At 67.5% G+C, this 24,244-nt stretch carries 21 protein-coding genes; 19 read left to right on the forward strand and 2 right to left on the reverse strand.

What is annotated here, in order from left to right; translation table 11 throughout:
- Positions 1 to 32 precede the first annotated feature (32 nt).
- Together ACIRVK_RS03140 and ACIRVK_RS03145 are read right to left on the reverse strand one after the other, a co-directional pair.
- A complete protein-coding gene (locus tag ACIRVK_RS03140) occupies positions 33 to 3,947 on the reverse strand; it encodes a DUF6531 domain-containing protein (protein WP_404243402.1) in 3,915 nt (1,304 codons plus the stop codon).
- Between the two features lie 10 nt (positions 3,948 to 3,957).
- Positions 3,958 to 4,683: a hypothetical protein gene (locus ACIRVK_RS03145; RefSeq protein WP_404243404.1), complete on the reverse strand. Its 726-nt coding sequence runs from the start codon at positions 4,681 to 4,683 to the stop codon at positions 3,958 to 3,960.
- 331 nt (positions 4,684 to 5,014) lie between these two features.
- On the opposite strand from ACIRVK_RS03145, the gene ACIRVK_RS03150 reads away from it, so the two are divergent.
- The 19 genes from ACIRVK_RS03150 (at position 5,015) to ACIRVK_RS03240 (ending at position 24,238) form a co-directional block, all read left to right on the forward strand.
- A complete protein-coding gene (locus ACIRVK_RS03150) occupies positions 5,015 to 5,317 on the forward strand; it encodes a type VII secretion target (protein WP_404243406.1) in 303 nt (100 codons plus the stop codon).
- Positions 5,314 to 6,717, forward strand: a complete 1,404-nt coding sequence (locus ACIRVK_RS03155; RefSeq protein ID WP_404243408.1) for a hypothetical protein — start codon at positions 5,314 to 5,316, stop codon at positions 6,715 to 6,717. The genes ACIRVK_RS03150 and ACIRVK_RS03155 overlap by 4 nt, the downstream gene beginning before the upstream one ends.
- Before the next feature lie 47 nt (positions 6,718 to 6,764).
- Positions 6,765 to 7,556: a hypothetical protein gene (locus ACIRVK_RS03160; protein ID WP_404243410.1), complete on the forward strand. Its 792-nt coding sequence runs from the start codon at positions 6,765 to 6,767 to the stop codon at positions 7,554 to 7,556.
- On the forward strand, positions 7,553 to 8,356 hold the full coding sequence (locus ACIRVK_RS03165) for a hypothetical protein (RefSeq protein ID WP_404243412.1): 804 nt from the start codon (positions 7,553 to 7,555) through the stop codon (positions 8,354 to 8,356). The genes ACIRVK_RS03160 and ACIRVK_RS03165 overlap by 4 nt, the downstream gene beginning before the upstream one ends.
- A 56-nt stretch (positions 8,357 to 8,412) precedes the next feature.
- Positions 8,413 to 9,030: a hypothetical protein gene (locus ACIRVK_RS03170; RefSeq protein WP_404243414.1), complete on the forward strand. Its 618-nt coding sequence runs from the start codon at positions 8,413 to 8,415 to the stop codon at positions 9,028 to 9,030.
- Positions 9,030 to 9,620, forward strand: coding sequence for a hypothetical protein (locus ACIRVK_RS03175; RefSeq protein WP_404243416.1), 591 nt, complete (start codon positions 9,030 to 9,032; stop codon positions 9,618 to 9,620). Before ACIRVK_RS03170 ends, ACIRVK_RS03175 begins: the two co-directional genes overlap by 1 nt.
- A 692-nt stretch (positions 9,621 to 10,312) precedes the next feature.
- Entirely contained in the window at positions 10,313 to 14,989 is a 4,677-nt protein-coding gene (locus ACIRVK_RS03180) for a DUF6531 domain-containing protein (RefSeq protein ID WP_404243418.1), read from the forward strand.
- A complete protein-coding gene (locus ACIRVK_RS03185; RefSeq protein WP_404243420.1) occupies positions 14,986 to 15,333 on the forward strand; it encodes a hypothetical protein in 348 nt (115 codons plus the stop codon). The genes ACIRVK_RS03180 and ACIRVK_RS03185 overlap by 4 nt, the downstream gene beginning before the upstream one ends.
- A gap of 656 nt (positions 15,334 to 15,989) precedes the next feature.
- Positions 15,990 to 16,385 carry a hypothetical protein gene (locus ACIRVK_RS03190; RefSeq protein WP_404243422.1) on the forward strand — a complete coding sequence of 132 codons (396 nt, stop codon included), beginning with the start codon at positions 15,990 to 15,992 and terminating at the stop codon, positions 16,383 to 16,385.
- A 58-nt stretch (positions 16,386 to 16,443) separates the two neighbouring features.
- Positions 16,444 to 17,322 (forward strand): hypothetical protein, encoded by an 879-nt coding sequence (locus ACIRVK_RS03195; protein ID WP_404243424.1) that lies wholly within the window; start codon positions 16,444 to 16,446, stop codon positions 17,320 to 17,322.
- 438 nt (positions 17,323 to 17,760) lie between these two features.
- Positions 17,761 to 18,486: a hypothetical protein gene (locus ACIRVK_RS03200; RefSeq protein WP_404243426.1), complete on the forward strand. Its 726-nt coding sequence runs from the start codon at positions 17,761 to 17,763 to the stop codon at positions 18,484 to 18,486.
- Between the two features lie 17 nt (positions 18,487 to 18,503).
- Positions 18,504 to 19,352 carry a hypothetical protein gene (locus ACIRVK_RS03205; protein ID WP_404243428.1) on the forward strand — a complete coding sequence of 283 codons (849 nt, stop codon included), beginning with the start codon at positions 18,504 to 18,506 and terminating at the stop codon, positions 19,350 to 19,352.
- A complete protein-coding gene (locus ACIRVK_RS03210) occupies positions 19,349 to 20,656 on the forward strand; it encodes a CpaF family protein (protein ID WP_404243430.1) in 1,308 nt (435 codons plus the stop codon). The genes ACIRVK_RS03205 and ACIRVK_RS03210 overlap by 4 nt, the downstream gene beginning before the upstream one ends.
- A 38-nt stretch (positions 20,657 to 20,694) precedes the next feature.
- On the forward strand, positions 20,695 to 21,624 hold the full coding sequence (locus ACIRVK_RS03215; protein WP_404243900.1) for a type II secretion system F family protein: 930 nt from the start codon (positions 20,695 to 20,697) through the stop codon (positions 21,622 to 21,624).
- On the forward strand, positions 21,621 to 22,544 hold the full coding sequence (locus ACIRVK_RS03220) for a type II secretion system F family protein (RefSeq protein ID WP_404243432.1): 924 nt from the start codon (positions 21,621 to 21,623) through the stop codon (positions 22,542 to 22,544). Before ACIRVK_RS03215 ends, ACIRVK_RS03220 begins: the two co-directional genes overlap by 4 nt.
- Before the next feature lie 61 nt (positions 22,545 to 22,605).
- Positions 22,606 to 22,857: a hypothetical protein gene (locus ACIRVK_RS03225; RefSeq protein WP_404243434.1), complete on the forward strand. Its 252-nt coding sequence runs from the start codon at positions 22,606 to 22,608 to the stop codon at positions 22,855 to 22,857.
- Between the two features lie 33 nt (positions 22,858 to 22,890).
- Positions 22,891 to 23,355 (forward strand): TadE family protein, encoded by a 465-nt coding sequence (locus ACIRVK_RS03230; RefSeq protein WP_404243436.1) that lies wholly within the window; start codon positions 22,891 to 22,893, stop codon positions 23,353 to 23,355.
- On the forward strand, positions 23,355 to 23,780 hold the full coding sequence (locus ACIRVK_RS03235; protein WP_404243438.1) for a TadE/TadG family type IV pilus assembly protein: 426 nt from the start codon (positions 23,355 to 23,357) through the stop codon (positions 23,778 to 23,780). The genes ACIRVK_RS03230 and ACIRVK_RS03235 overlap by 1 nt, the downstream gene beginning before the upstream one ends.
- Positions 23,777 to 24,238: a TadE/TadG family type IV pilus assembly protein gene (locus tag ACIRVK_RS03240; protein ID WP_404243440.1), complete on the forward strand. Its 462-nt coding sequence runs from the start codon at positions 23,777 to 23,779 to the stop codon at positions 24,236 to 24,238. The genes ACIRVK_RS03235 and ACIRVK_RS03240 overlap by 4 nt, the downstream gene beginning before the upstream one ends.
- Positions 24,239 to 24,244 lie beyond the last annotated feature (6 nt).

The following is a 24,244-nucleotide window of genomic DNA, read 5'->3' on the forward strand; positions in this document are numbered from 1 at the left end:
ACTTCGAGTACTTCGAGGGTTCCGAGTCTTTGCTATATGCAGCTGTCGGCTGCGTTGGGAATGACGATGCGGTTGGTGTGTTTGTCCGGGTCCTTTCGCAGCGCCCGTCTGGTCTTCGCGTCCGCATGGTAGGGCGTGAACTTGAACCCCTTCTCGCTGGTCGCCTCGATGGCGATGCTGTGCGGTCTGGTGTCGGTCGGCTTGTGGTAGAGCGGCGTCACCTTGTACGTGACGACGTGGCCGTCCTGGACCGCCTTGGCCACCTGGCGTTCGTAGAAGTACATGACGGGCGCGTTCGCGCGGGCATGTACGGCCATGAAGTTCTCGACGTCCTTGTTGGAGCCGCCGAGTGACGCGGCGAGCAGGTGGGTGCGTTCCAGTCCGATCCCGTCCTGCCAGCCCGGAATCCTGCTGCCGGCGAGTTGCGGTCCCGTGATCTGCCCGAGCATGTCCTGGTGGATCTCCGCGACGACGCCTTCGGGCCGCCCCTTGTGGCCCGTGGTGTGGGTGACGCGCCCGCCCCACGTGGGGTCGACGGGGTTGCCGTCGTCGGTCCACCCCGGAAGCTTGCGGTACTGGGTCCCGAGCCCGAGCGGATCTGCCTGGGCCGTCGGATTCGGTACATAAGCGCTCGGGTTCGGCGCCGGTTCCAGACCCAGGGGGTCCGGGGTCGTGTAGCGCGCCGTCGACGGGTCGTAGTGGCGGAAGAAGTTGTAGTGCCAGCCCGTCTCCGGGTCCGCGTACTGGCCCGGGAAGCGGAGCGGGCAGTCGGCCGTGGCGGTGGGGCCGCCGGGTAGGGGCTCGCCCCAGAGGGTCGTACGGTGCTGCCAGGCGATGGCGCCGTCGGGGGAGACCAGTTCCGTCGCAGTGCCCACCGGGTCGGTGAGGACCGCGTGGAAGTCGGTGCCGGCGGTGAGCTGGGCCAGGGGCACGCAGGTCTCGGGCAGGTACTCGAAGGTGACCGAGCGGCCGGTCCCGTCCGTCTGTTCCGCGAGCGTCGTGTTGAACCAGGTGAAGGTGAGCCGCTGCACCACCTCGCCCGACGCGTCGAGCCGGTGCTTGGCGACACGGCGGCCCGCCGGGTCGTAGGTGTAGCGCCAGACCGTTCCGTCCGGGGTGATCGTCTCCGTGAGTTGGTCCTGGGCGTTCCAGCGGTAGTGGTGGACGCGGCGGCCGCCGGAGAGCAGGCGGGTGGTCGCGCGGATCACCCGGCCGTGGGCGTCGTAGCGGTAGCGGGTGCGGCCGGAGCGGGTGAGGACCGTGCCGGTGAAGGTGCGGGCAGCGTCGTCCGGGGTCTCGGTGAGCGGGGTCTCGGCGTGCGTGAGGTTGCCGAGGGCGTCGTAGGCGTACCGCTCGCTCCAGTCGCGGGCCGTGACGGCGGCTACGCGCCCCGAGGCGGTGAGGTTCAGACGGCGTGCGCCCGCGGTCAGGTCGTCGATCTCCGTGAGGAAGTCGTCGGCCCGGTAGGTGTAGCCGCGGAACTGCAGGGGCTGTTCGGTTCCCTCCCGGGTCAGGTGCTGTGCGGTGAGGCGGTTCGTGCCGTCCCAGGTCTGGTGCAGGCGCAGGCCCCGGCCCAGTTCTCTGCTCGTCTCCCGGCCCAGGGCGTCGAAGCCGAACGCGATGCGGTGGCCGGCCATGTCGAAGGCGGTGGGCAGGCCCGTCTCGTCGTAGGAGAAGGCCGAGACCGTGCCGGCGGGCGTGGTACGGCGCACCGGGTGCCCCATCGCGTCGTACTCCACCCGCACCGTGCGCCCGTCCACCGTCTCCGACAGCAGGCGGCCCACCGGGTCGTACGCGCGCCGCAGCTCGGACGTGTCGTTGCGGGCGCGGACCAGGTTTCCCGCGATGTCGTACTCGTACGTCGTGACCTCGTCGTCCGCGGTCGACGAGGTGAGGCGGCCCAGGGCGTCCCGGGTGAAGGTCAGGGTGTCGCCGGCCGTGTTGACGCGGGAGACGATCCGGCCCGCCGCGTCGTACGTGTAGCGGATCGTGCGGCCGTCGAAGTCCGTCTCCTCCAGGAGCCGGCCCGCCGGGTCGTAGGTGTACGTCCATGCGTCGCCCGCCGGGTTCACCACCCGCACCAGGCGGCGTTCCGTGTCGTGCTCGAAGGCGTACGACGCGCCCTCCGCGTCCGTTGTGCCGGTCAGCAGGTCGAACTGACCCGGGGACTGCGCGACCCTGCGGCCGCCCGGATCCGTGTGGGCGACCGGGTGGCACTCGGCGTCGAACTCCCAGGACTCGCGCCGCCCGTCGGAGCGCTCCAGCCACGACACCAGGCCCTCCACCGTCCAGCCGACGTGGATGGTGTTGCCCAGGGCGTCCGTGGCCTCGGCGATGCGGCCGAAGGCGTCGCGTACGGCGGTCGTGGTGGCCCCGCGGGCATCGGTCACCGACACCAGCAGACCGGCCGCGTCCGTCGCGCAGTGCTGGACCGCGCCGAGCGGGGTGGTCACCGTCTCGAGGTCGCCGTGCGCGTCGTAGGTGTACGACGTCCGGGCGCCCAGCGGGTCCACGGTCGCGAGGAGGTTGCCGCGCTCGTCGTACTCGCTGCGCCAGACGGCGCCCGAGGCCTCGGTCAACTCGACCGGCAGACCGAGGGAGTTGTACGTGACGCCGGTGACCGCGCCGGTCGGGTCCTCGACGGACGCGACGCTGCCGTGGGCGTCGTAGGTGTAGCGGGTGGTGTGGCCGAGGGGGTCGGTGACGGCGACGAGGTGCTGGTTGGCGGCGTCCCACTCCTGGTACGTGGTGTTGCCGAGCGGGTCCGTCTCCTGGACCAGGCGGTAGGCCTCGTTGTGGACGCAGGTCGTGGTGTGGCCGAGGGAGTCGGTGTAGAGGGTGGTGCGGCCGTCCTCCGAGTAGGCGAAGGTCGAGGACATCAGGCCGTTGTCGGCGCCGGTGCGGATCACGCGGCCGGCCGCGTCGTACTCGTAGGCGAAGCGGTTGCCGTTGCGGTCCGTCCAGGACGTCATGCGGTGTTCGGCGTCGTAGGTGTGCCGGAGCGGGACGCCGGAGGAGTTGACCACCTCGGTGAGGTCGCCGTGGTCGTCGTAGCCGTAACGGGCGAGGAGGGTCTTGGTGCCGGGGCCCTCGGTGTCGAGGAGGCGGTAGCCGGTGATGCGAGGGAGGGTGGGGTGGTGGTCGACGGCTATGCGGTAGCCGCCGTGGTGGGTGATGAGGGAGGGGAGGGCGCGTTCGTCGTCGTACTCGACGGTGATCGCGCGGCTGTTGCGGTCCTCGATGCGGACCAGGCGCAGCACGATCGCCCCGGCACGCTCGGGGTGCGGGCGGGCCTGGTCGAAGGTGAGGATCGTGCCGGAATTGCCGATGAGCATCGGGGTGTTGGGCTCGCCGCTCCAGGTGAGGGGGAGGCGGGGGCCGGTCACGGGGTAGGTGGGGCCCTCGGCGGTGGGCGCCGGATAGGCGAGCAGCATGCCGTCCGAGGAGACGAACTCCACGCCGTCCGCGTCGAGTTCGAGGCGCTGGTCGAGGAGCGAGGCCCAGGAGGGGCCGAAGAGGACGCCGCGCCGGTAGCTGGACAGGTGGGTGCGGGTCAGCGTGAGGGGGAGGGCGCCGGGGAGGGACACGTCGGTGACCGGCAGGACCATCTCGCCGGTGGCCACGTCCACGGGGTCGTTCTTGCAGTGACGGGAGCCGAAGGTGCGGGACCAGAGGGAGCGGAACCGGTCGAGGGGCTTGCCGGCGGCGGCCGCCGCGGCCGCGTCCGTCCCCGGGTGGCCGTGACCGGCGTGCGATCCGTGCCCCTTGGGGAGGTGACCGGCCTCCTGCGCGAGGCGCTCGTCGGTCTTGCGGGCCTCCTTCACGACGGTGTGGAGGTGGTCGGCGACACGGTGGTGGCCCTTGGCGAGCGCCTTGGGGATGTGTTCGCCGATGTGATCGATGATCTCGACCACCGGTTTGACGAGCTTGTTGACTATCTCGCTCACGCCTGCAGCGTCATCCCGTCTTGAAGGTGAGGTGTCCGGTGTTGTGCCGGAGGGTGCGGCCGCCGTCGAGGTTCGCCTTCGACTCGCCCTTGATCGTGTTCGCGTGGCCGAGGATGGCGTCGTAGTCGAGCTTCATCCGGGCCGCCGGCGGGGCGCCGAGCGCCTCCTGGGCGATCTCGGCGAACAGCAGCTTCTCGACGGAGTGGTCGATCTTCTCCTTGATCGGCCCGGTGATCTTGCCGACGAGGAGGGAGACGACCTCGCGTTCGAAGTTCTGCATGATGCCGTTCATCAGGCGCTGTTGGACCTCGACCTCGGCGGCGGCCGCCAGGTCGGACAGGCCGAGCGTGACGGCGCTGGCGGCGACGTCAAGCCCCAACTCTCCCGCCGCGATCCCGAGTTGGACGATGCACTTGTCCTTCATGGCCTCGACGCCGATGGCCGCGTCGTCCAGCGCCGTGGCCAGCATGCGGCAGGCCTCGATGAGTTCCTTCATGTGCTTGCTGGACTGGCCGGCCCAGGCCTGGGCGAGAGCGGTGTAGGACTGGGCCGCGTAGACCTCCTGGAGGTCGCCCGTCACGATCTTGTGACTGCGGTCGTGGGAGCTCTCGGCGTCGTGCGCGTACTTGCGCAGGTGGCGGGCGGCCTCGCGGAGCTGGTCCTCGTCGATCTCGGGCCAGTCGAAGCCGAGGACGTTGATCACCTCGGCCAGCCAGTGCGGTAGGTTGATCGCCAACGTTTCCCATCCCCCGTTGCGCTCGTCCGGCCGCGGGTGACCCCCGGCAGCGGTGACGTGCCCATGGCAACCCGAACGAGCTTAGGGCCGAAGGGGAAAAGGCGGGTCAAACGCCGCCTAAGTCCGATCCAAAGATCAAGTCGGCGGGCCTCTCGTGCCTTCGCCGCCCTCCGCTGCCCTTCGCTTCGGCAAAGCCGTTCTCGACGCTCCCTTTGCAGTCCGTTGGTTGCTGGCCGAAAAGTGATCGAAGGACAGTTACCGTGCCCGGCCCCTGCCTGGGGGACGTCTGAGGGCGAGTATGCGGATATGACGTACATGTACGGGGGTCGGAGTGGCGGATCACGTCAAGGTGTCCACGGCGGAGTTGAAGGAGATCAGCAGGTCGGTGGCGAAGCTGAAGTCGAGCTTCGAGAACGCCAAGGACCTCGTCGACTCCTACGGCGCCGAGATCGGGTCCGGTGAAGTCACCTCCGCCCTCGACGACTTCGCCGACGACTGGAAGAAGAAGCGCAAGCAGCTCTGCGACGGGCTGGAGTTCCTCGGCAAGACGGCGGGCGCGGCGGCGAAGGCGTACGACGGGGTCGACCAGCACCTCGCCGACGCGCTGCTGAAGGCCCAGTCGGGGGCCAAGTGAGCGGCGACGACTTCGCCGGAATCGACTGGCAGACGGCCCGCTACGACGACAAGGCGTTCACGCCGGGGGACCCGTACGAGGTGGCCCTGCTCGGCAAGCGCATCGCCGACACCGCCAAGCTCATCGAGGAGCAGGCAGGCAAGCTGAGCAACCTCGTCGACGGCAACGGGTGGGACTCGGATGCCGGGCGGGCGTTCCAGGAGAAGACCCACGACACCGTCGGGCTGCTGACGAAGACGCACCAGCGGTACGCGGCCGCCGCCGGTGCCCTCGGCTCCGCCGTCGCCTACGAGCCCATCGCCGACCAGGCCCGCGAGAACTGGGCCACCGCCCTCAACCACGCGCAGAATCTGGTGCGTACGGCGCTCCAGAAGGCGCAGGCCGCGGACGCGGACGGCAGCCGGTACCAGCAGCAGCTCGACCAGCATCCCGGGCCCGACGAGCACCCCGACAAGCAGAAGCTGAAGCGGCAGAAGGACGCCGCGGACACGGAGTTGGAGGCCGCGAAGAGGGATCTGCGGCGGGCGTTGGAGTACCGGGACACGCAGGCCGGGTATGCGGCGAAGGCCATCCGGGACGCCGTCGCCAACGACGGGCTGAAGGATCCCAAGTCCCACTGGTGGGACCACTGGAAGGACTGGGTCGCGGAGGTCGGGCACTGGGCGGGGGTGGCCGCGGCCGTCCTCGGCGTGCTGGCCCTCGCCCTCAGCTGGGTGCCCATCCTGGGTGAGGTGCTCGGCGCGCTGGCGCTCGTCGCCTCGGTCGTCGCGCTGGTCTGCGACACGATCTCGGCGCTGGACGGCAAGGGCACCTGGCTGGACGTCGCCATCGACGTGATCGGTGTGCTGTCCTTCGGCGCGGGGCGGATCCTGGGGACGACGGCCAAGGAGGCGGCCATGGCGGCCCGCGCCTCCTCCGCCGTAAAGGACTTCCAACTGGCCCGGGAGATCGGGCTGAACCCGACCATGGCCCGCGACCTCGCCGAGACGCTCAACGGCGTCAAGCCCGGCGAGATCGGCAAGGCGCTGTCCGAAGGGCCCGCCAAGCTCCTGCCGCGGATGCGCTCGGTGGTCAAGGAGACGTTCAACGTCAAGGGATACATCAACGACATCCGCGACGCCCGGGAAGTGCACGCGGCGGCCAGGGCCTTCGCCGAGTCGGCACCGAAGATGTCGGAGATCGCGGACTCCTCGTTCAAGACCATGGCGGGTCAGGCCAAGGCCCTCTACTACGGCAGTCAGGCGGCACCCCTCCTGGCCGGCTGGGCGAACCTGTCCCATACGCACTCTGGCGAGCCCTTCCTCACCGGGCCGAACTGGTTCCAGGGAGCGAAGGAGCTTCCGGTGATCGGCGCCGGCGGAACACCGTTCTACAACTGGCACTGGAGCACCAGCGGCTGACGGAAGTCGGCCGCCCGGTACCCCGGAGCGGAGAGAGCAAGGATCACGTGGCTGGCAAGGATGAGCGGTCCGTCGACGAACTGTTCGCGGAACTGCCGGAGAAATGGCAGCGGGCGCTGGAAGAGGTCGGCATGGGCCTTCCGGAGCTGCGGCGTATCGCCGCCGGGCCGGACGGCATGCAGCGGGTGCGGCGCATCCTCTCCGAGTTCTCCACCGACCCCCGGCCCGCGCGGATGAGTGACGGCAGGGGGTCGTTGGTGTGGCCATGGGCCCGGCTGGTCCTGGTGGCCGTCGCCTCGATCGTCGTCTGCCTGCTCCTCGGCCTGTTCATCGGCAAAACGGCGGGGTTCGTGGGTGTGGTGCTCGGTGTGCTGGTGATCTGGCTGGCCTTCAAGACCCCGGACACCCGTGGAGTCCCCGCCGCGCGTTTCGTCACGGTGGCGGCCTACTTCGTCATCGTCCTGATCGGGACGTCCTTCGCCAATGCCTGGTACCTGCAACTCCGCGGCGAGCAACAGACGGTCACCCTCGCCTCCCCGACCCACCAGTGGACCCACGGCACCCGCCAGACGTACTGCAGGGTCCGCCTGGACGACGGTTCCGTCCACGAGGTGATCTCCAACAAGGGCAACTGCGCCGACCGAGTGGGCCAGAAGACCACGGCTGTCGTCGACCCGTCGGGCCACTACGACCCCTCCCTCGGCACGAAGTCGGACATCGGCGGCACCGTCGAGGGATACGTCTGCCTGGGTGCCGCGGTGGTTCTCCTCCTGACCCCGGTGACCGCCGTCGCCGTGGGCCGACGCGACCGCGAACGCGCGCTCAGGGCGGTGGCGTGACCGACCCGCACACCGCGGACGACTTGTTCGCACAGCTGCCGAGCAGCACGCGGCGCACGCTCGAGCAGAGCGGCCTCGGCCTGCCGGAGCTGCGCCGGATCGCCGCCGAGCCGAACGGGATGCGACGGGTGCGGCACATCATCTCCGAGTTCACCCCTTCCATCGACAGGCGGGAGCCGGACCGCGATGGTCCCGTGTGGCGGTGGACGCGGCTGCTTCTCATCGCCGTGGCGAGTGTGGCCCTCTGCCTCTCGTCCACCTACCTGATCGGCGGATTCGCGCTGTTCGTGGGCGTGGCATGCGTACCGGCCGTGGCGTGGGCCGGGCGCAGAGCGTGCTCGTCGCGCGCGGAGATCGTCGCGTACGTCCTCGTCGGAGTCTCGTACGTCGCCCTGATCTGGGTCGGTTCCGGGCAGGTGGACCAGTGGTACCTGCACCTGCGCGGGCAGGAGGCCAGGGTCACGTACGCGAAGCCCGAGCGCTCGGAGTCGCACGGGGAGTCCACTCTCTACTGCCGGGTCAGACTGCCCGACGGCTCGGTCCGGCAGACCATCGGAAACGACAAGTCGTGCACGCAGGAGTCCATGGTCGGCACGACGACCCGAGCGGTGATCGATCCGGAGGGGCACTACCGACCCTTCCTCGGAGACAGGTCGGCCCTCGGCTTCGGCTTCTGGGACTACTTCTGTCTGGGCGCTGCCGTAGTGCTGGTCCTGGTCCCGGTGACCGCCGCGACCCTGGGCGGGGTCAAGGAGGCGCGGAGCGCCAGACGCGGCCGAGTGATCGGTGCGGCGGCATGACCGGGGAGCGGAACAACCCGAACCACACGCACGATTCGAGCGAAACGAGTCCGTCCATGGCCACGGCGACCACCGCCACCGACCCCGCGTCCCCACCGCCACCCCCCTCCGACTACCGCCTGGCCGTCCCCGAAGGCTGGGAACGCATCGTCCTCGACCCCGACCGCTGGACGCACCGCATCGACAAGCTCGTCAACCGCAGCCTGCGGCGCACGAAGGCGACCCCGCAGCTCAAGGCGGCGCTGGCCGAGCGGATGCGGGCGCAGGCGGAGGCGGCGCATGCCAACGGCGCGGTGGAGATGTACGTCGTCAACCAACTCCTCGGCCAGATACCGGTGTCCGCGGGGCTCGTCGTCACGCTGCTCAAGCCCCCGCCGGGTACGGCCGCCGGTGAGCTGTCCGACATCGGGCTCTCCCTCGGCGCCCGCGGCGAGGACGTCACCATGACCGACCTCCCCGCCGGTCCCGCCGTACGCCACCTCTACCGCCGCCGCCCGGCGCCCGACGACCCCGACGGCAACAAGCTCACCGTCACGCACCTGGACGTCTACCTCGCCGTCCCGCAGGCCGAGCAGCGCCTGTTGCTCTCCTTCTCCACGCCCATGGAGCCGCTCGCCGACGCCCTGGTCGGTCTCTTCGACTCCATCGCCCGCACCCTGCAATGGATGGCCTGATGCCCGCGTTCACCACGTCGACCGTGCACCTGAAGGCGCCGGAGGACGCCATCACCCTGCCGGTACGGGAGCCGGTCGACCTCGCCTCCTGGGCCGCGCGGGAGGCCCGACGGCGCGCGGGCGACGACCCCGACGAGCGGCTCGTGGCCGCGCTGGCCGAGGAACTGCACGAGGCCGCCGCCGACGCCCGCACCCGTGGCCCGGTCACCGCGCTGTCGTACGTCCCGGAGCCCCAGCTGGGCGAGTTGGCCCGCGTCGAACTGTCGGCGCTGGTCGCGGACGACACGTACCCGACGATGACGGCCGAGCTGCTCGCCCGCTACCTCACCACCGTCACGGTGGACTCCTACCGGCCGCCCGAGGCCGAGTTCCACGACCTCCCGGCCGGCCCCTCGGTCCGCGTCCGCCACGCGTACATCCAGGACACCGACCGCGACGGCACGGGGACGGTCCTGGAGACCTGCGCGTACGGGATCGTGCCGGACGAGGGCTGGGGACTGGTGCTGCTCACCTCGTGGCGGGCGGTGGCCCGGACCGACGAACTGTGCGCGCTGACGGACGCGTTGGCGCGGACGGTCGCCGTCATATGAGGGACGTTTGAGGTTCTTTAATAGCTGCGCCCGACGTACGACGCGATCGACGATCACGGGAGCAGTGATGGGGCGGAGTTGAGGGTGTAACCGTAACTGTGCCCTGTTTGCGGTAGGGGCAGGAAGCTGCTGATGCAGCTTCCTGGTTCGCGGCATGGCTTGATGAGTTCTTGATGATCTCCTTACTTTTCCTCTTGCGATCTTGACCAGGTCGCACCGAGTGGGGATCGCCGCGTGCTTCTTTCGCGGTGCGGAGGGGGACGCTTTGCTGAGTTCGGTGTCTGCGCGTGCGCGCGTTTTGATTGTGGCGTTGGTGCTGTCGGTGGTCGCCGGCGGTGGCTGGCTGGCCAGGGGCGCGACCGCCGACTCTGGCATCAGCGCGGCCGGGTACGCCTATCGGGGACCGCAGCCGACAGCACGCCAAAAGGCGGCAACGCCTGAGCAGCGCCGCGAGCAGACCAGGGACCGGGCGAAGCCAAACGAAGCCCCACGCCCTGCCCCCGACGAAGAGCAAGCCAGCCACGGCTGCGCAGATCAAGCTGTTGGAGGAGAATCGGCGGAAGTTGGGTGCCGATGGCCCCAAGTCGCCTGACAGGCCAGCCCCTTTGCACAGCTCGGTCAATCAGGCTTCCTTCACGAATCGTGCTGCTGCGGCTGCTGCGTCGTCGTATTCAAGCGGTGCCCTGTACCAGGTGTCGACGGATCCGTTCGGCAATGCGGCGGCTCAGCAGGGCGGTTGGCTGCAGGCCCTGGGTAATCACATCGGTGCTGCGGTACCGGGGGAGCCGTTGCAGGTGTCGGCGGCGATCTGGCAGTCCGGGGGCGCGGACTCCGAGGTGCATCCGGTCAAGGTGCGCTGGGAGGTGGACTACTACGGATGTCGGCTGAACAACGCCGACGTCCAGTACTTCGACTTCGGGCAGACGGTCCAGGCGCCGACGCTCAACACCGACAAGACGTTCCCGGTGGTCAACGCGTCCTTCACGGTGCCGACGACGGAGTGCACGCAGCAGGTTCCGTCTTTCACTATCTGGGCCTGCACGACGGTGACGGACGATCCCGGGGCCACCGAGTCGTGCGGCTCGTACAACATGTTCTACATCGTTCCGGCGTTGCCGGACGGTGCCGCGTGCAGCGCCGTGTGCGGGGACGCGAGTGGTGCGGCGGGTACGACAGTGATGCGCGCCGACCCCGTGAACACGGCTACTGGCGCGTTCACGGAGGCGTTTTCCGATGCCCAGGTTCCTGCGCCGGGGATATCGCTGACGGTCGGGCGGGTGTACTCATCGGACAACACCCTCACCGGTGCCTTGGGCAAGGGCTGGCAGTTGCCGTGGGAGACGAGGCTGCAGGTCGCGTCCAACGGTGACGCCGTCCTGATCGGGGAGGGAGGCTCGCGACACACCTTCACCAAGGCGTCGGACGGAACGTTCTCGACACCGGGGGAGGCTCGTTCGATCCTGGCCGCGGACGGAACCGGCTACAAGTTGACCACCGCGAACCATTCCACGTACGCCTTCAATGCCTCCGGTCAGCTGACCACGGTGAAGGACCGTACCGGGCGCGGCTTGACCCTGTCCTACACGGGTAGCCAGCCCACGACGATAACGGATGCGGCCGGTCACGCGGCGACGCTCGCCTACACGGGTGGCCGACTGGACAAGGTGACGCTGGCGGACGGCAGGCTCGTCGACTACGCCTACACCGGCGACCAGTTGACCGGTGTGACGGCCCTGGACGGCCAGACGGAGAACTACGGCTACGACGCATCTGGTCGGCTCAACACAGTCACGAACGCGCGCGGCAAACGGGTCACGTTCAACGTCTACGACACGCAAGGCCGGGTGACGTCCCAGAAGGACGCCCTCAGCAACGAGACCAAGTTCGCGTACTCCAAGAACGGTGTGTTCGATCAGGTCGACGTCACGGCGCCGGACGGCGGTGTGTGGACGGACGTCTACTACAAGAACGTCCTGTTCACCCAGATCGACCCGCTCAGCAACAAGAGCTACTACCGCTACGACAAGTTCTTCAACCGCACCAGTGCCATCGACGCGGAGATCCGCGAGACCCAGTACGACTACGACAGTTCAGGCAGGCTGAAACGCCGTTCCAACTCCGCGTCCAACGAGAGCTGGTCGTACGACGACAACGGCAACGTGTCCTCGTACACGGACGGTGAGTACAACCAGTACACGTACGGGTATACCGGCGACCAGCTCACCTCCGTCACGGACCCGCTGAACAAGAAGACCTCCTACGGCTACAACCCGACCACCGGGCTGCTGGAAACGGTCACCACCCCGCGGGGCAAGACCACCAGGTACGGCTATGACGCGGACGGCAATCTGGCGTCGGTCACCACGCCCAAGGGCTACAAGACCACCTATACCTATGATGCCTCGGAGCGGGTGAAGACCGTTGTCGACCCGCGCGGCAACGTCACTGGAGCAGACCCGGCGAAGTACACGACGGCGTACACGTACGACAACGCCGACCGGGTCAAAACCGTCACCGACGCGCGCGGCAACACGACCTCTTACGGCTACGACGAGGTCGGCAACCTGAACACGGTCACCGACGCACTTCAGCGCACGACGACCTACGGCTACGACGACGCGAACCGTCTGAGCGCGGTCACGGATCCCGCGAAGCAGCAGACCAACCTCGGTTACGACGCGGCGGGCCGGCTGAACAAGGAGACCAACCGCCGGGGTGCGATCGTCACCTACCAGTACGACAAGGCGGGCAACCAGACCCAGGTGATCACCGCGCGTGGTAACGCCACCGGCGCCGACCCGAAGCCGTTCACCTGGGCGATCGGCTACGACAAGGTCGGCAACCGTAAGTCCGTCACCGACCCGCTGGGCAAGACCACGGCCTTCACCTGGGACACCGACAACCGCCCGTTGTCGGTCACCGACCCGCTGGGCCACACGCGCAAGGTCACCTACGACCGCAACGGCACCATCACCAGCACCGTCGACGGTCTCGGTCACGGCATGACGCTGTCCTACGACGACGACAACCGTCTCGCCTCGTCCAAGACCTGGGCCGGATACGTCACCACTTACGAGTACGACGACGACAGCCACTTGTCGGCCGAAGTCTCCCCGGTGCCCGAGCGCACCACCTACACCTACGACGACGATGGGCACCTCGCCACCTCCGTCGACCCACGCGGCAACGTCAGCGGTGCCGACCCGGCGAAGTACACGTGGACGTACGGCTACGACGAGGCGGGCAACCCCACCTCCGTCACCGACCCACTGGGCCACAAACAGTCCACCGGCTATGACGCCGTCGGCAACGTCAGCACGGTCACCGACGCCCGCAGCAAGCAGACCGCCTATGAGTACGACGAGCTCAACCGGCTGAAGAAGGTCACCGCCCCGGACACCGGCACAACGTCCTTCACCTACAACCCGGCCGGCTTCCTGGACACCAGCACCGACGCCAACACCCACACCACCACCTACGGCCACAACGCCGAGGGCCAGCTGACGTCGGTCAAGAACCCGCTGAACAAGACGGTCTCGTACGAGTACGACCTCGACGGCAACCGCACCAAGTACACCAACGCCCGAGCGCAGACGGTCACCACCACGGTCGACGCCCGCAACCTGACCACGAAGGTCGTCTATTCCGACGGCACGCCGACCCAGTCCTACAGCTACGACGACGCCAGCCGCCTGACCGGCGTCACCGACGCCACCGGGTCCCGCACCCTGACCTACGACGACGACGACAAGATCCATTCGATCACGGCACCGGGCCAGACTAAGCCGTTCACCTACGCCTGGAACACCGACGGCACCCTTCAGTCGCGCACGTACCCCGACGGCCGAAGCACCAGCTACACATACGATCAGGTCGGCCGGACCAAGTCCCAGACGGCCAACGGCAAGGCCGTCTCCTACGGCTACGACGTGGCGGGCAACCTCACCTCGGTCACCCTGCCCACCACCACGGCCCGCGCCGAGAGCCGTACGTACGACGCGGCCGGACGTCTGTCGACGCTGACCACTCCGACGCAGAACAGCACCTACACCTACGACGAGAACAACCGGCTGGTCGCCGACAAGCCGGGCAGTGGCTACCCGACCCGCTACGCATACGATGACACCGGCCGTGTGACCCACACCTGCACGGACACCTCGGCCACGTCATGCCTGACCGGAACGACCGGCGCCATCTACACCTACGACAAGGTGGGCAACCTCAAGACCGCGGTCGGCTCCAGCTCCACCACCACGTACGGGTATGACGCTGGCGATCAACTCCTGTCGACGACGAGCGGCACGACCACCACTAACTACACCTACGACGCCGACGGCAACCAGACCAAGGACGACGACGGCACCTACACCTACGACCCAGCAGGTCGCGTCAAGTCCGCCACCATCGGCAGCAACACCTTCGCGTTCACCAACGATGCGGACGGCAACCGCGTCACCACCAAGAAGAACAACGCGCTCGCGGGCACCTCACTCTGGGACCTCAACAACGACCTGCCCCAGATCGCCACCGACACGAACGCCTCCGGCGCTCTCGCGGCCGACTACCACTACGACCCCGATGGCACGGCCCGCTCCATGGACCGCACCGCCGGCACCTACTACTTCACCCAGGACCGCCAGAACTCCGTCAGCGCCGTCTACAGCGCCGCCGGCGCCGACAACTACCACTACACCTACAGCGCCTGGGGCACCCCGACCGGCACCGCCACCATCACCAACGGCCAGACCAGCCCCTACGGTTTCACAGGCCAGTACAAGGACCAGTACCTCCCCGACCGTCTCCAGCTGCGTGCCCGTTCCTACGACACGGCCCAACGCCGCTTCACCACCCAGGACCCGGTCGCAGCCTCGGCGGACAACCCCAACCAATCCGCCTACAACTACGCCGACAACGACCCGGCCAACCTTTCCGACCCGTCCGGCAACTGCCCGATGTGTATCGGCGCGGCCATCGGAGCCGTCGTCAGCGGGGGCGTCTACGCCTTCACCCACCAGGACGACTTCGATTGGGGCGACTTCGCGGCCGCCACCGCCGAGGGCGCCGTCGTCGGAGCCGTCGGCGGCTTTCTGGCTCCGGCGGGCACCAGCCTCGCCGCCGGCCTCGGCCTCCAGGGCGGCCGCGCCCTCGCCGTGGCGACCGTCACCGACGCCGCCATCGGCGCAGGGCTCACCTGGCCATCAACACCGCGCAGTGCCAACCCACCACCCCTGGCGACCTCCTCGTCGGAGCCATCACCGGAGGAATCGGCAACCTGGTCGGACCTGTATGGCAGGGGCTGCGCGGGACCACATTTGAAGCTGCCATCGTCGAAGCCAAGAGCGGAGGACTCGGTCGCTGGCGTGATGTGAGTAGCCTGACTGGAAAGACAGCACAGTCACGAAATCGAGCCCTAGCTGCCCTGATCAAGGAAGATTTCACTGATCTCAAGTTCACCCATACGCCGCAGTACAGTGATTTTGGCGGCCATGGAATATCCAAGTACCAAGCGGGAACTCACGTCGGCGCATCATCCTTCGTGAGTCGGCCGGAGTTGCGCAACACGCTGATCCATGAGGAACTTCATCACCGCTGGTGGGGGCGCGGTATTTTCGAACGGCATCACCCTAGGGATGGGTCCGGACTTTCCGATAAGTTCTACTATACAATTAAGCGATATGAGCAGCTTCGAGGGTGGCAGGGGGTGGATGACTGATGGACCCGTACGACGAGGTGAGCTTCCAGATTGCGTGTGAAGAGTGCGGCTCCCCAATGCTGTGTACTGCTGGGCAGGCACTTGAGCGTGGCAGTTTGCGATGGGGAATTGAGTGCTCCTGCCCGAACTGTAAGAACTCTTTCTATGAGCATGGTGAAGGGCCTCTACCCGATTGGCTTCGGTCCGCAATCGTTGCCCAGACTGGCTTGTGGGTTGTTAGGGTGCTGCAGGGCTCTCCGAAGGTGGCACTCCTCAAGGTTGTGCGTCATTGGTTTGGTGTTTCTCTAAGTGAAGCGAAGGTAATCGCTGACCTTATGATCTCGACTGGATGGAGTGGTACACAGGCAGAAACCGCCCATCTGCGAAGTATTCTCGAGGTTTCCGGTATTCACTCGGAATTGGCGCCTTCTGGATAGTAATTCCGATACGGGAGAAGTTGTAAATTTGCGTCCTGCGAGTCAATGGAAATCGCACGCGAATTGCTTTCCCCGGTTCTGCAGGGCCAGTGGGGAAATCCCCGATGGGGCTGACACGTCATGTCGACAGCAGAATTTTTCGGATGATGCGAGTTAATAGACCGAAGAGGCTAGATTCGGCCTATCAGACTCCACGAATACGCCGGTTATGAAATATGCGAAAGAAAAAGGAGAAAAGTGATGTCAAAGTTCAGCGGCGTCATCGCAGGTCTGGCAGCGTTGGGGATCACGGTGGTCCTGGCCACTCCTGGGGAAGCCGCGCCACTGTCTTCAGGTGTTTCCGCAGATACTTATCTTTCGGGCTTCACTCTGTACGAAAACTCGAATTTCGGAGGATGCGCCACCCAGGACACTCTGCAGGGTGGGAGTTTGGTTTACCAAAAATGGGGCTATTTCGGCTGTCTGACGTACATCGACAACGAAGCCAGTTCGATGCGGAACAACTACGCCCAGAGCATCTTCCTCTACGACAAGAGTAACTGCACGGGGGCAATGTACATAGCCAAGCCGAAGAGCGAAGACAAGACCTTCGACAATAACAACTTTAACGACAAGGCAAGCTGCATAAGTTATTAGGTGCTGCCTGGCTCGGAGAATTGCCCTGACTGGGATTGCCGGTCAGGGCAATTTTGCTGTGGAGGATTTCGTGTTGCCAAAAACTCGCATCCCGATACTGTTCGGGGCTTTCGTGGCTCTCTTGATTTCGTGCAACCGTGCGGGTGCATCGAAACAGGACGGTACTTATCCGGCACTGCCGACAGTGAGTAGGGAAGTAGCGGGGCTTCGTTACCCTGTTGAAGAGGCCAATCTGTCGGTCAACCAACAATATGCCGTTTATTATGCGGAAGACATATTGATGGAGCGCTGCATGAAGAAAGGTGGGGAAGAATGGGTGCCAATCAGGCCGCCAGTGCAATTTGTCTCTGCCGATCGGCGGCGTTACGGAGTCATGGAACTGGATGTGGTTCGTCGTTTTGGCTACCATATGCCTCCACCGCCGCCAGAGGCAACAGCAAGAATAGTCCGCTTGAATCACCTCACCCCTAAAGCAGACGAGATCGCCTTCGGCGCCGACGGGCAGGGAGGGTGCTACGCAGTGGCACGTGAACGCATCCTGGGTGGTGCTCACGATGTCGACTACAAACTATTCAATGACCTAAATCGAAAGTCTCTTTCCCTTGCGCAGAAGACGCAACCGGTGAAGAGGGCAATCGGTAGATGGAGCGCCTGTATGAAAGCTTCAGGGTATAGGTACGAGGATCCTTTCGAGGCGGTTGGGGCCTCTTCGTGGGGGCGTGAAAAAAGGCCGAGTAGCAAGGAGATCGAAGTCGCGACAACGGACGTCGAGTGCAAGAGTAAGAGCCATCTCGTGGCGGTATGGGCGCGAGAAGAAGTTAGGCTGCAAACTACGTACATCCAGGAGAACGGACCGTATTTCAGAAAACTTCTTGCAGCCAAAGATTCTCAGATGCGCACCGTTAGAAAAATCACGGGAATTTCCGTGATGAGGTAGGGGATTAGGGGTACTGCATGGGCGACATTCTAGTAGTGGGTGGTCCGTGGAGGTTTGGTGCCCTTCTGGTGTCAGCCGGATCGGTCCTGGCGGTTTGGAGGTGCGGAGTACCCCGCGGCTACTCGTTCAGTCAGGCGGTGGATTCGCTTCCGCATAGCAGCTCCTGTGATCTCAAGGCTGTTGCCTGAAGGGTGCACGGATGTCTTAGTTGCAGATGCGTAACAGCGTGGGCGTTGAGCTTCGGGGGGCCTGGCTCACCTTGAGGGCCTTATGTGTGACTGATACCGTGCGATGGCTTGACACTCCCGTCAGTGCTGGCTACCGGCCCAAGGCAGGGCAATGTGCCCAAGTCTAGCTGGATCAGCCCCTGTTGAGTGAGATGTCCGGATTTGATGGAATTGCCAGTGAGTTTTTCTTGGGTGTACGGGGAGCGGTTGCGTGAAGATCCAAGAGCGTACGGGGGCGGGCGCGGGACGTTCCGCGGTTCCGGCTCAGCCGTCGGTCGGTGACCGGCTTCCCACCCCGCCTCGCGAGCGCAAACCGGCGTTGGCCGCGTTGGCGGTGCTGTTGATCCTGGTCGGAGCACTCGGTGCAACGATGCTCGTGCTACAGGCCGGGGACAGGATTGAAGTCGTCAAGGTGACGCAGAAGATCCCTGCAGGCGGGTCGGTCACCAACAGCAACGTGACCTCCGTGATGGTCGCCCAGGACAGCAGCATCCACTACGTTCCGTGGTCCCAACTGGACAGCCTGAAGAGGCTGAAGGCGGTGAGCACCATCCCTGCCGGGGTCGTCGCTGTCGGTGAGATGTTCGGCGACCAGGCCGGTGTTGCTCAAGGCAAGGCGACCGTCGGGCTTTCCCTCAAGGCGGGCCAGTACCCGACAGGGTTGCAGGCTGGAGACATCGTCGCTGCCTACCGTGTCAGCAGCGACAGCGGTTCCAGTTCCAGCTCGAACACTAGTGGTTCCTCCCCGGCTTCCGCCGGCACCGCTCCCATCGTGGACCAGGCGCGTGTGAGCTATGTCCAGGAAAAGAAGAGCGACGACCTCATCAGCAGCACGAACCTGCCGGTCACGCTGACCGTCGACAGCTCCAAAGCCGCCGCCCTCGCCCAGGCCGCCTCCAACGGCCAGGTGGCTCTCGTGCTCGTCTCCAGCAAGTAGAAGGCGGCACAAGAGACATGGCTCTCATCGCTCTCGCCGCCGACAAGGGTTCCCCCGGCGTCACCACCGCCGCCGTCGCCCTCGCCGCGGTCTGGCCGCGTCGGGTGCTGCTCGCCGAGACCGACCCGGCGGGCGGCGACCTGGTCTACCGCAGTGCCGCCGCGCACGGCGGGCCGCTCAACCCCAACACCGGCATGCTGTCGATAGCCGCGACCGCGCGCCGGGGCCTCGTACCCGACCAACTCTGGGACCACGTACAGCCGTTGAGCGGCGGTCTCGAAGTGCTCGTCGGGCTCGGCATCGCCGAGCAGGCGGCCGGGCTTGCGGGGCTGTGGCCCACCCTCGGGCACGCCTTCGCCAGTCTCGCCGACTCCCCGAACGCGCCCGCCGACGTCATCGCCGACTGCGGACGCATCAGTGGGGACACCCCGGCCGTCGACCTGTTCCCGCACGCCGCGCTCGTGCTGCTCATCAGCCGTACTGAGCCCGAGGCGATCGCCCGGGTCCGTGACCGTGCCCTCGCGCTCGCCAACAAGTTGCACGGCGGGCCGCGTGGCGCCGCGAGCCTCGCCAACCCGCTGATCGGCGTGGTCCTGATCGCCGACACCAACAGCGCCGGCAAGATCGCGGGCCAGGTCAACGACATGCTGGTGCACGCCCAGACCGGCGCCCGCGTGGTCGGCACCATCGCCGACGACCCGGCCGGCGCCGACCAGTTGGCCGGGCGCAAGCGCGGGCGCCTGGACAAGTCCCTGCTCATCCGCTCGGCCCGCAAGGTCACCGCGGACCTCTACCAGCAGTACGGCGCCGCCTGGTCCATGCCGTCCCATGGCCAGGTCAGCGGCCATGCGGGGGCCGGCGCATGACCGCTGTCGACCACCAGTTGGTCAAGCGGTTCCGGCAGGACGCCGGTGACCGCATCGCCGAGCAGCGCCGGCTCGACCAGGCGAACAACGTCACGCCGATGTCCACCGAGGACGAACGGCAGTACGCGCGCGCGGTCATAGCCCAGATCCTGGAGGAGTACGCCCGCACCGAGATCAACGCCGGGCGCACCCCCCTCGACGCCGAGACCGAGGAGCAGTACGCGGCCGCCGTGCACGCGGCGCTGTTCGGTGTCGGCCGGCTCCAGCCGCTCCTCGACAACCCCGATGTCGAGAACATCGACATCAACGGCGCCGACCAGGTCTTCGTCGGGTACGCCGACGGCCGTGAGGTCGTCGGCGATCCGGTCGCCGAGACCGACGAGGAGCTCATCGAGCTGATCCAGATCCTCGGCGCCTACTCGGGTCTGTCCTCCCGGCCGTTCGACTCCGCCAACCCGCAGCTCGACCTCCGGCTCCCGGACGGTTCGCGTCTGTCGGCCGTCATGGACGTGACGCGGCGCCCCGCCCTCTCCATCCGCCGTGCCCGCATGGGCAAGGTCTTCATCTCCGACCTCGTCGGCAACGGGACGCTGGCCCCCGAGGTCGCGCACTTCCTCGCCTGCGCGGTCCGGGCCCGCAAGAACATCATGATCGCCGGTGCCACGAACGCCGGCAAGACGACGCTGCTGCGCGCCCTCGCGAACGAGATCCCGCCGCACGAGCGGCTCATCACCGTCGAGCGCGCGCTGGAGCTCGGGCTCGACACCTTCCCCGAACTCCACCCCAACGTCGTGGCGTTCGAGGAGCGGCTGCCCAACTCCGAGGGACAGGGCGCCATCAGCATGGCGGAACTCGTCCGCCGGTCGCTGCGTATGAACCCCTCCCGCGTCATCGTCGGTGAGGTTCTCGGCGACGAGATCGTGACCATGCTGAACGCGATGTCGCAGGGCAACGACGGTTCGCTGTCCACGATCCACGCGAACAGCTCCAGCGAGGTCTTCAACCGTATCTCCACCTACGCGCTCCAGGCGTCCGAGCGGCTGCCCATCGAAGCCAGCCAGATGCTGATCGCGGGCGCGGTGAACTTCGTCGTGTTCATCCAGCGGCGCAACAACTACCAGACGGGCGGCCGCCTCCAGCGCATGGTCACCTCGGTCCGCGAGGTCAACGGCGTGGACGGCCGGGTGCTGTCCAGCGAGGTGTTCGCCGAGGCGTCGGACGGCCGGATCGTGCCGCACGCGCCCATCGCGTGCCTGGAGGACCTGATGCAGCACGGCTACCGGCCCACCGGGACGTGGGGGTGAACATGACGAACTCGCTGGCACTCGGTTCGCTCGGTTCCATGGGCGGCCTCTTCTCCGCCACCGTCCTGTACTCGATCGGGTCCGGTGTCGCCGTCGGCGGCGGACTCGCGCTGTTCGTCGTCGCGCTGCGCGGGCTGCCGGCGAAGCCCGCGCACGAGAAGCAGAAGGCGGCCGAGCGGGCGAGCGAGCTGATCCGGTTCGCCGGGCAGCGCGGTTCGCTCGCGGCCATCGTCGGACTGGCCGTCCTGCTGCTGACCCGCTGGGCGGTGGCCGGCATCGCGGCCGGCGTCCTCGTCTTCTTCTGGGACCGCCTCTTCGGCGGCGCGGGCGAGGAACGGGCCGCCATGCGACGCGTGGAGGCCCTCGCCTCCTGGACGGAGTCGCTGCGCGACACCATCGCCGGCGCGGTCGGCCTGGAGCAGGCGATCCCGGCGTCGGCGCGGGCCTCGGCCCCCGTCCTGCGTCCGCACCTCGACGCGCTCGTCGACCGGCTCCGCTCCCGCACCCCGCTGCCCGACGCGCTCCAGCAGCTCGCGGACGAGATCAACGACGCCTCGGCCGACATCATCGTCGCCGCCCTCATCCTCAACGCCCGCCTGCGCGGCCCCGGTCTGCGGCAGGTTCTGGGCGCGCTCGCCAAGTCGGCGCGCGAGGAAGTGGACATGCGCCAGCGCGTGATGGCCCAACGGGCCTCCACCCGCCGCTCGGTGCAGATCGTCGTCGCCGTCTCGATCGCCTTCGTGCTCGGCCTGTCCATCTTCAACCGCGACTTCGTCGCGCCGTACGGCACGGCGGTCGGCCAGCTCGTCCTCGCCTGCGTCTGCGGCCTGTTCGCGCTCGGGTTCTGGTGGCTGCGCAAGCTGTCGACCATCGAGACACCCGAACGCTTCCTGGTCCGGGACGACTCGGGTGTCCAGTTCGTGCGCCCGCGGATGCCCGCCCAGTCCGAAGAGGGGGTACGACGGTGAACCTCACCATGCCGATCGTCGTCGGCGCGGTCCTGGGCCTGGGCGTCTACGCCCTCGTACGCGCCCTCATGCCGTCCCGGCGCAGCGCGGTCTCCCAGGTCGCCCGCATCGACGCGATGCGGGCCCGGGGGACGGCGTACGAGTCCGCACGGACCGCCACCGACAAGGGCCGCGTCGGCTCGCTGCGGGCCGAGGTCGGCGAGCGGGTCGCCGAGTTCTACCTGCAGCAGGGCTGGGAACTGCGCTCGCTGCGGGCCGACCTCGCGGTGCTGGACCGCAGCTGGGAGAAGTTCCTCGCGACGAAGGTGCTGCTGGCGGTGGCCGGCCTGTTCTTCGGGCCGTTCCTGTTCGCGGTGATCTACACGCTGGGCTTCGGCCGCAGCCCGATCATCCCGGTCTGGCTGGCGCTGATGTTCGCGGCGGTGTTCTTCCTGCTCCCCGACCTGGAGGTACGGCGGGACGCCGCCGACAAGCGGCGCGACCTGCGGCGCGTGATCGGGGCGTACCTGGACCTGGTGTCGATGAGCCTCGCGGGTGGACGGGGTCTGCCCGAGGCGCTCATGGCGGCGGCCGAGGTCTCCGACGGCTGGGCGACCCAGCGCATCCGCAACGCCCTCGCCGACGCCCGGATCACCGGCGTCAGCCAGTGGCAGGCGCTGGGGCAGCTCGGTGAGGAGCTCGGCGTCGAGGAGCTCAAGGACCTCTCCGCCTCCCTCGCCCTGGTCGCCGACGACGGCGCCAAGGTCCGCGAGTCCCTCGCCTCCCGCGCCGAGACCATGCGGCACCGCGAACTCTCCGAGATCGAGGGCAGCGCGGGCGAGAAGTCCCAGTCGATGCTCGTGGCCCAGCTGCTGCTGTGTGCCGGCTTCCTGGTGTTCCTGATCTTCCCGGCGGCCATGCGGGTGTTCCAGGTGCAATGACGCGAGCCCGGACCACCGGCGCCATCCAGCCAGCGAACCGCTTCTGAGAGGACAACTCCCGATGAACGCACGGAACTTCACCACCGGCATCCCGGCCGTGGACTTCCTGGTCACCTTCCTGCAGGGCCGCGTCCAGCGCGCCCGCTCCGGCGAACTGGACCGCGGTGCCTCCGCGGTCGAGTGGGTCATCATCTCCGCGGTGGTCGTCGCCATCGTCGGCGTCGTGGCCGCCATCATCAACACCGCCCTGAGCGACGGCGCCAAGAAGGTCGGCAACTGCATCCAGGGCGCCAAGGCCAGCGGCACCTGCTGACAACGGGCCGTATTCACAACGGGGTTGAAGAGGATGCGGGCACACGTGGGCAGATGGGCGCGCCGCAGGGCGGGGGCCGTACGAGAGGCGGCGGCCACCCGCGGCGACTCCGGCATGACCGCGATCGAGTTCGTGCTGCTCACGCCGGTCCTCTTCTTCATGATCTTCGCGACGGTGCAGTTCGCGCTGTACTTCTTCGCCGACCACGTGGCCCAGGCGGCGGCCCAGGCGGGCGCCCGCAAGGCCCGCGCGACGGCGCACGACCAGCCGGGCGGCTGGCGCGGCGAGGCGCAGGGTGTCGTGGACAGCTACATCCAGCAACTCGGCCCGCAGCTGGTGCTGTCGCCGAACGTGACGATGCTCCAGCCCGAGCCGAACACGGTGGGCGTGGAGATCACGGCACGGATCCCGACGGTCTTCCCGGGGCTGGACCTGACGGTGCACGCCCAGTCGGAGGGACCGGTGGAGCGGTTCGTGCAGGACAACGGGGGGAACTGATGGAGGGCCCGGAGAGCCTGGAGGGCCTCAGAGGTGACGACAGGGGACTGTCCACCATCGAGGTGGTGATCCTCGCCCCGGTGATGATCCTGTTCATCCTGGTGCTGGTGGCCTTCGGTCAACTCGTCGACGGGCGTGGGGCGTTGGACGGGGCGGCCCGGGACGCGGCCCGCGCGGGCTCGATCCAGAAGGACCACGGGACGGCGATGGCGGAGGCGCAGAAGGCGGCCGAGGCGGACCTCACGGACGTCTGCTCGGGCCCGGTGTCGGTCGTCCAGACGAGCCAGGGCTTCGCGCCCGACACCATCTTCTCGGTCGAGGTCAGCTGCCAGGTCCGGGGCCTGGCGATGCTCGGCCTCGACATCCCGACGACCCTCAAGTCCAGCTTCAGCTCGCCCCTGGACCCGTTCCGGAGGACGGCGTGAGGAACAGCGTCCGTACGTGGTGGTCCGCTCGCCGTGCCCACCTCGACGACCGTGGCTCGGGCGCCGGCGCGGTCATCATCTTCGCGATCGTCTTCCTGGCCCTGTCCGCCTTCGTGATCGACGGCGGCCTGTCCATCTCCAAGCGCGAACGCGCCGCCGACATAGCGGAGCAGGCGGCCCGTTTCGCCGCCCAGGACATCGACCGCGAGGCGCTCTACGGCGACACGGCCGGCCCCGCGCCGATCAACTACCAGGACTGCGACGCCCGGGTGAAGACCTTCGCCCGCCAGATGGACATGTCCGTCGCGGACATCGCCGGGACGCACTGCGTGTCCGCGGACGCCCAACAGGTCCAGGTCGAGGTCCAGTTGACGTACACGCCGGTCTTCACCGGGATGTTCTACGGCGGCGACGTGGTCGTCCACGGGCAGGCGGTGGCACAGAACGAGGTGGGCTGAGGCGGA

This window comes from Streptomyces sp. NPDC101152 (genome assembly GCF_044768275.1).
Lineage (GTDB): Bacteria > Actinomycetota > Actinomycetes > Streptomycetales > Streptomycetaceae > Streptomyces.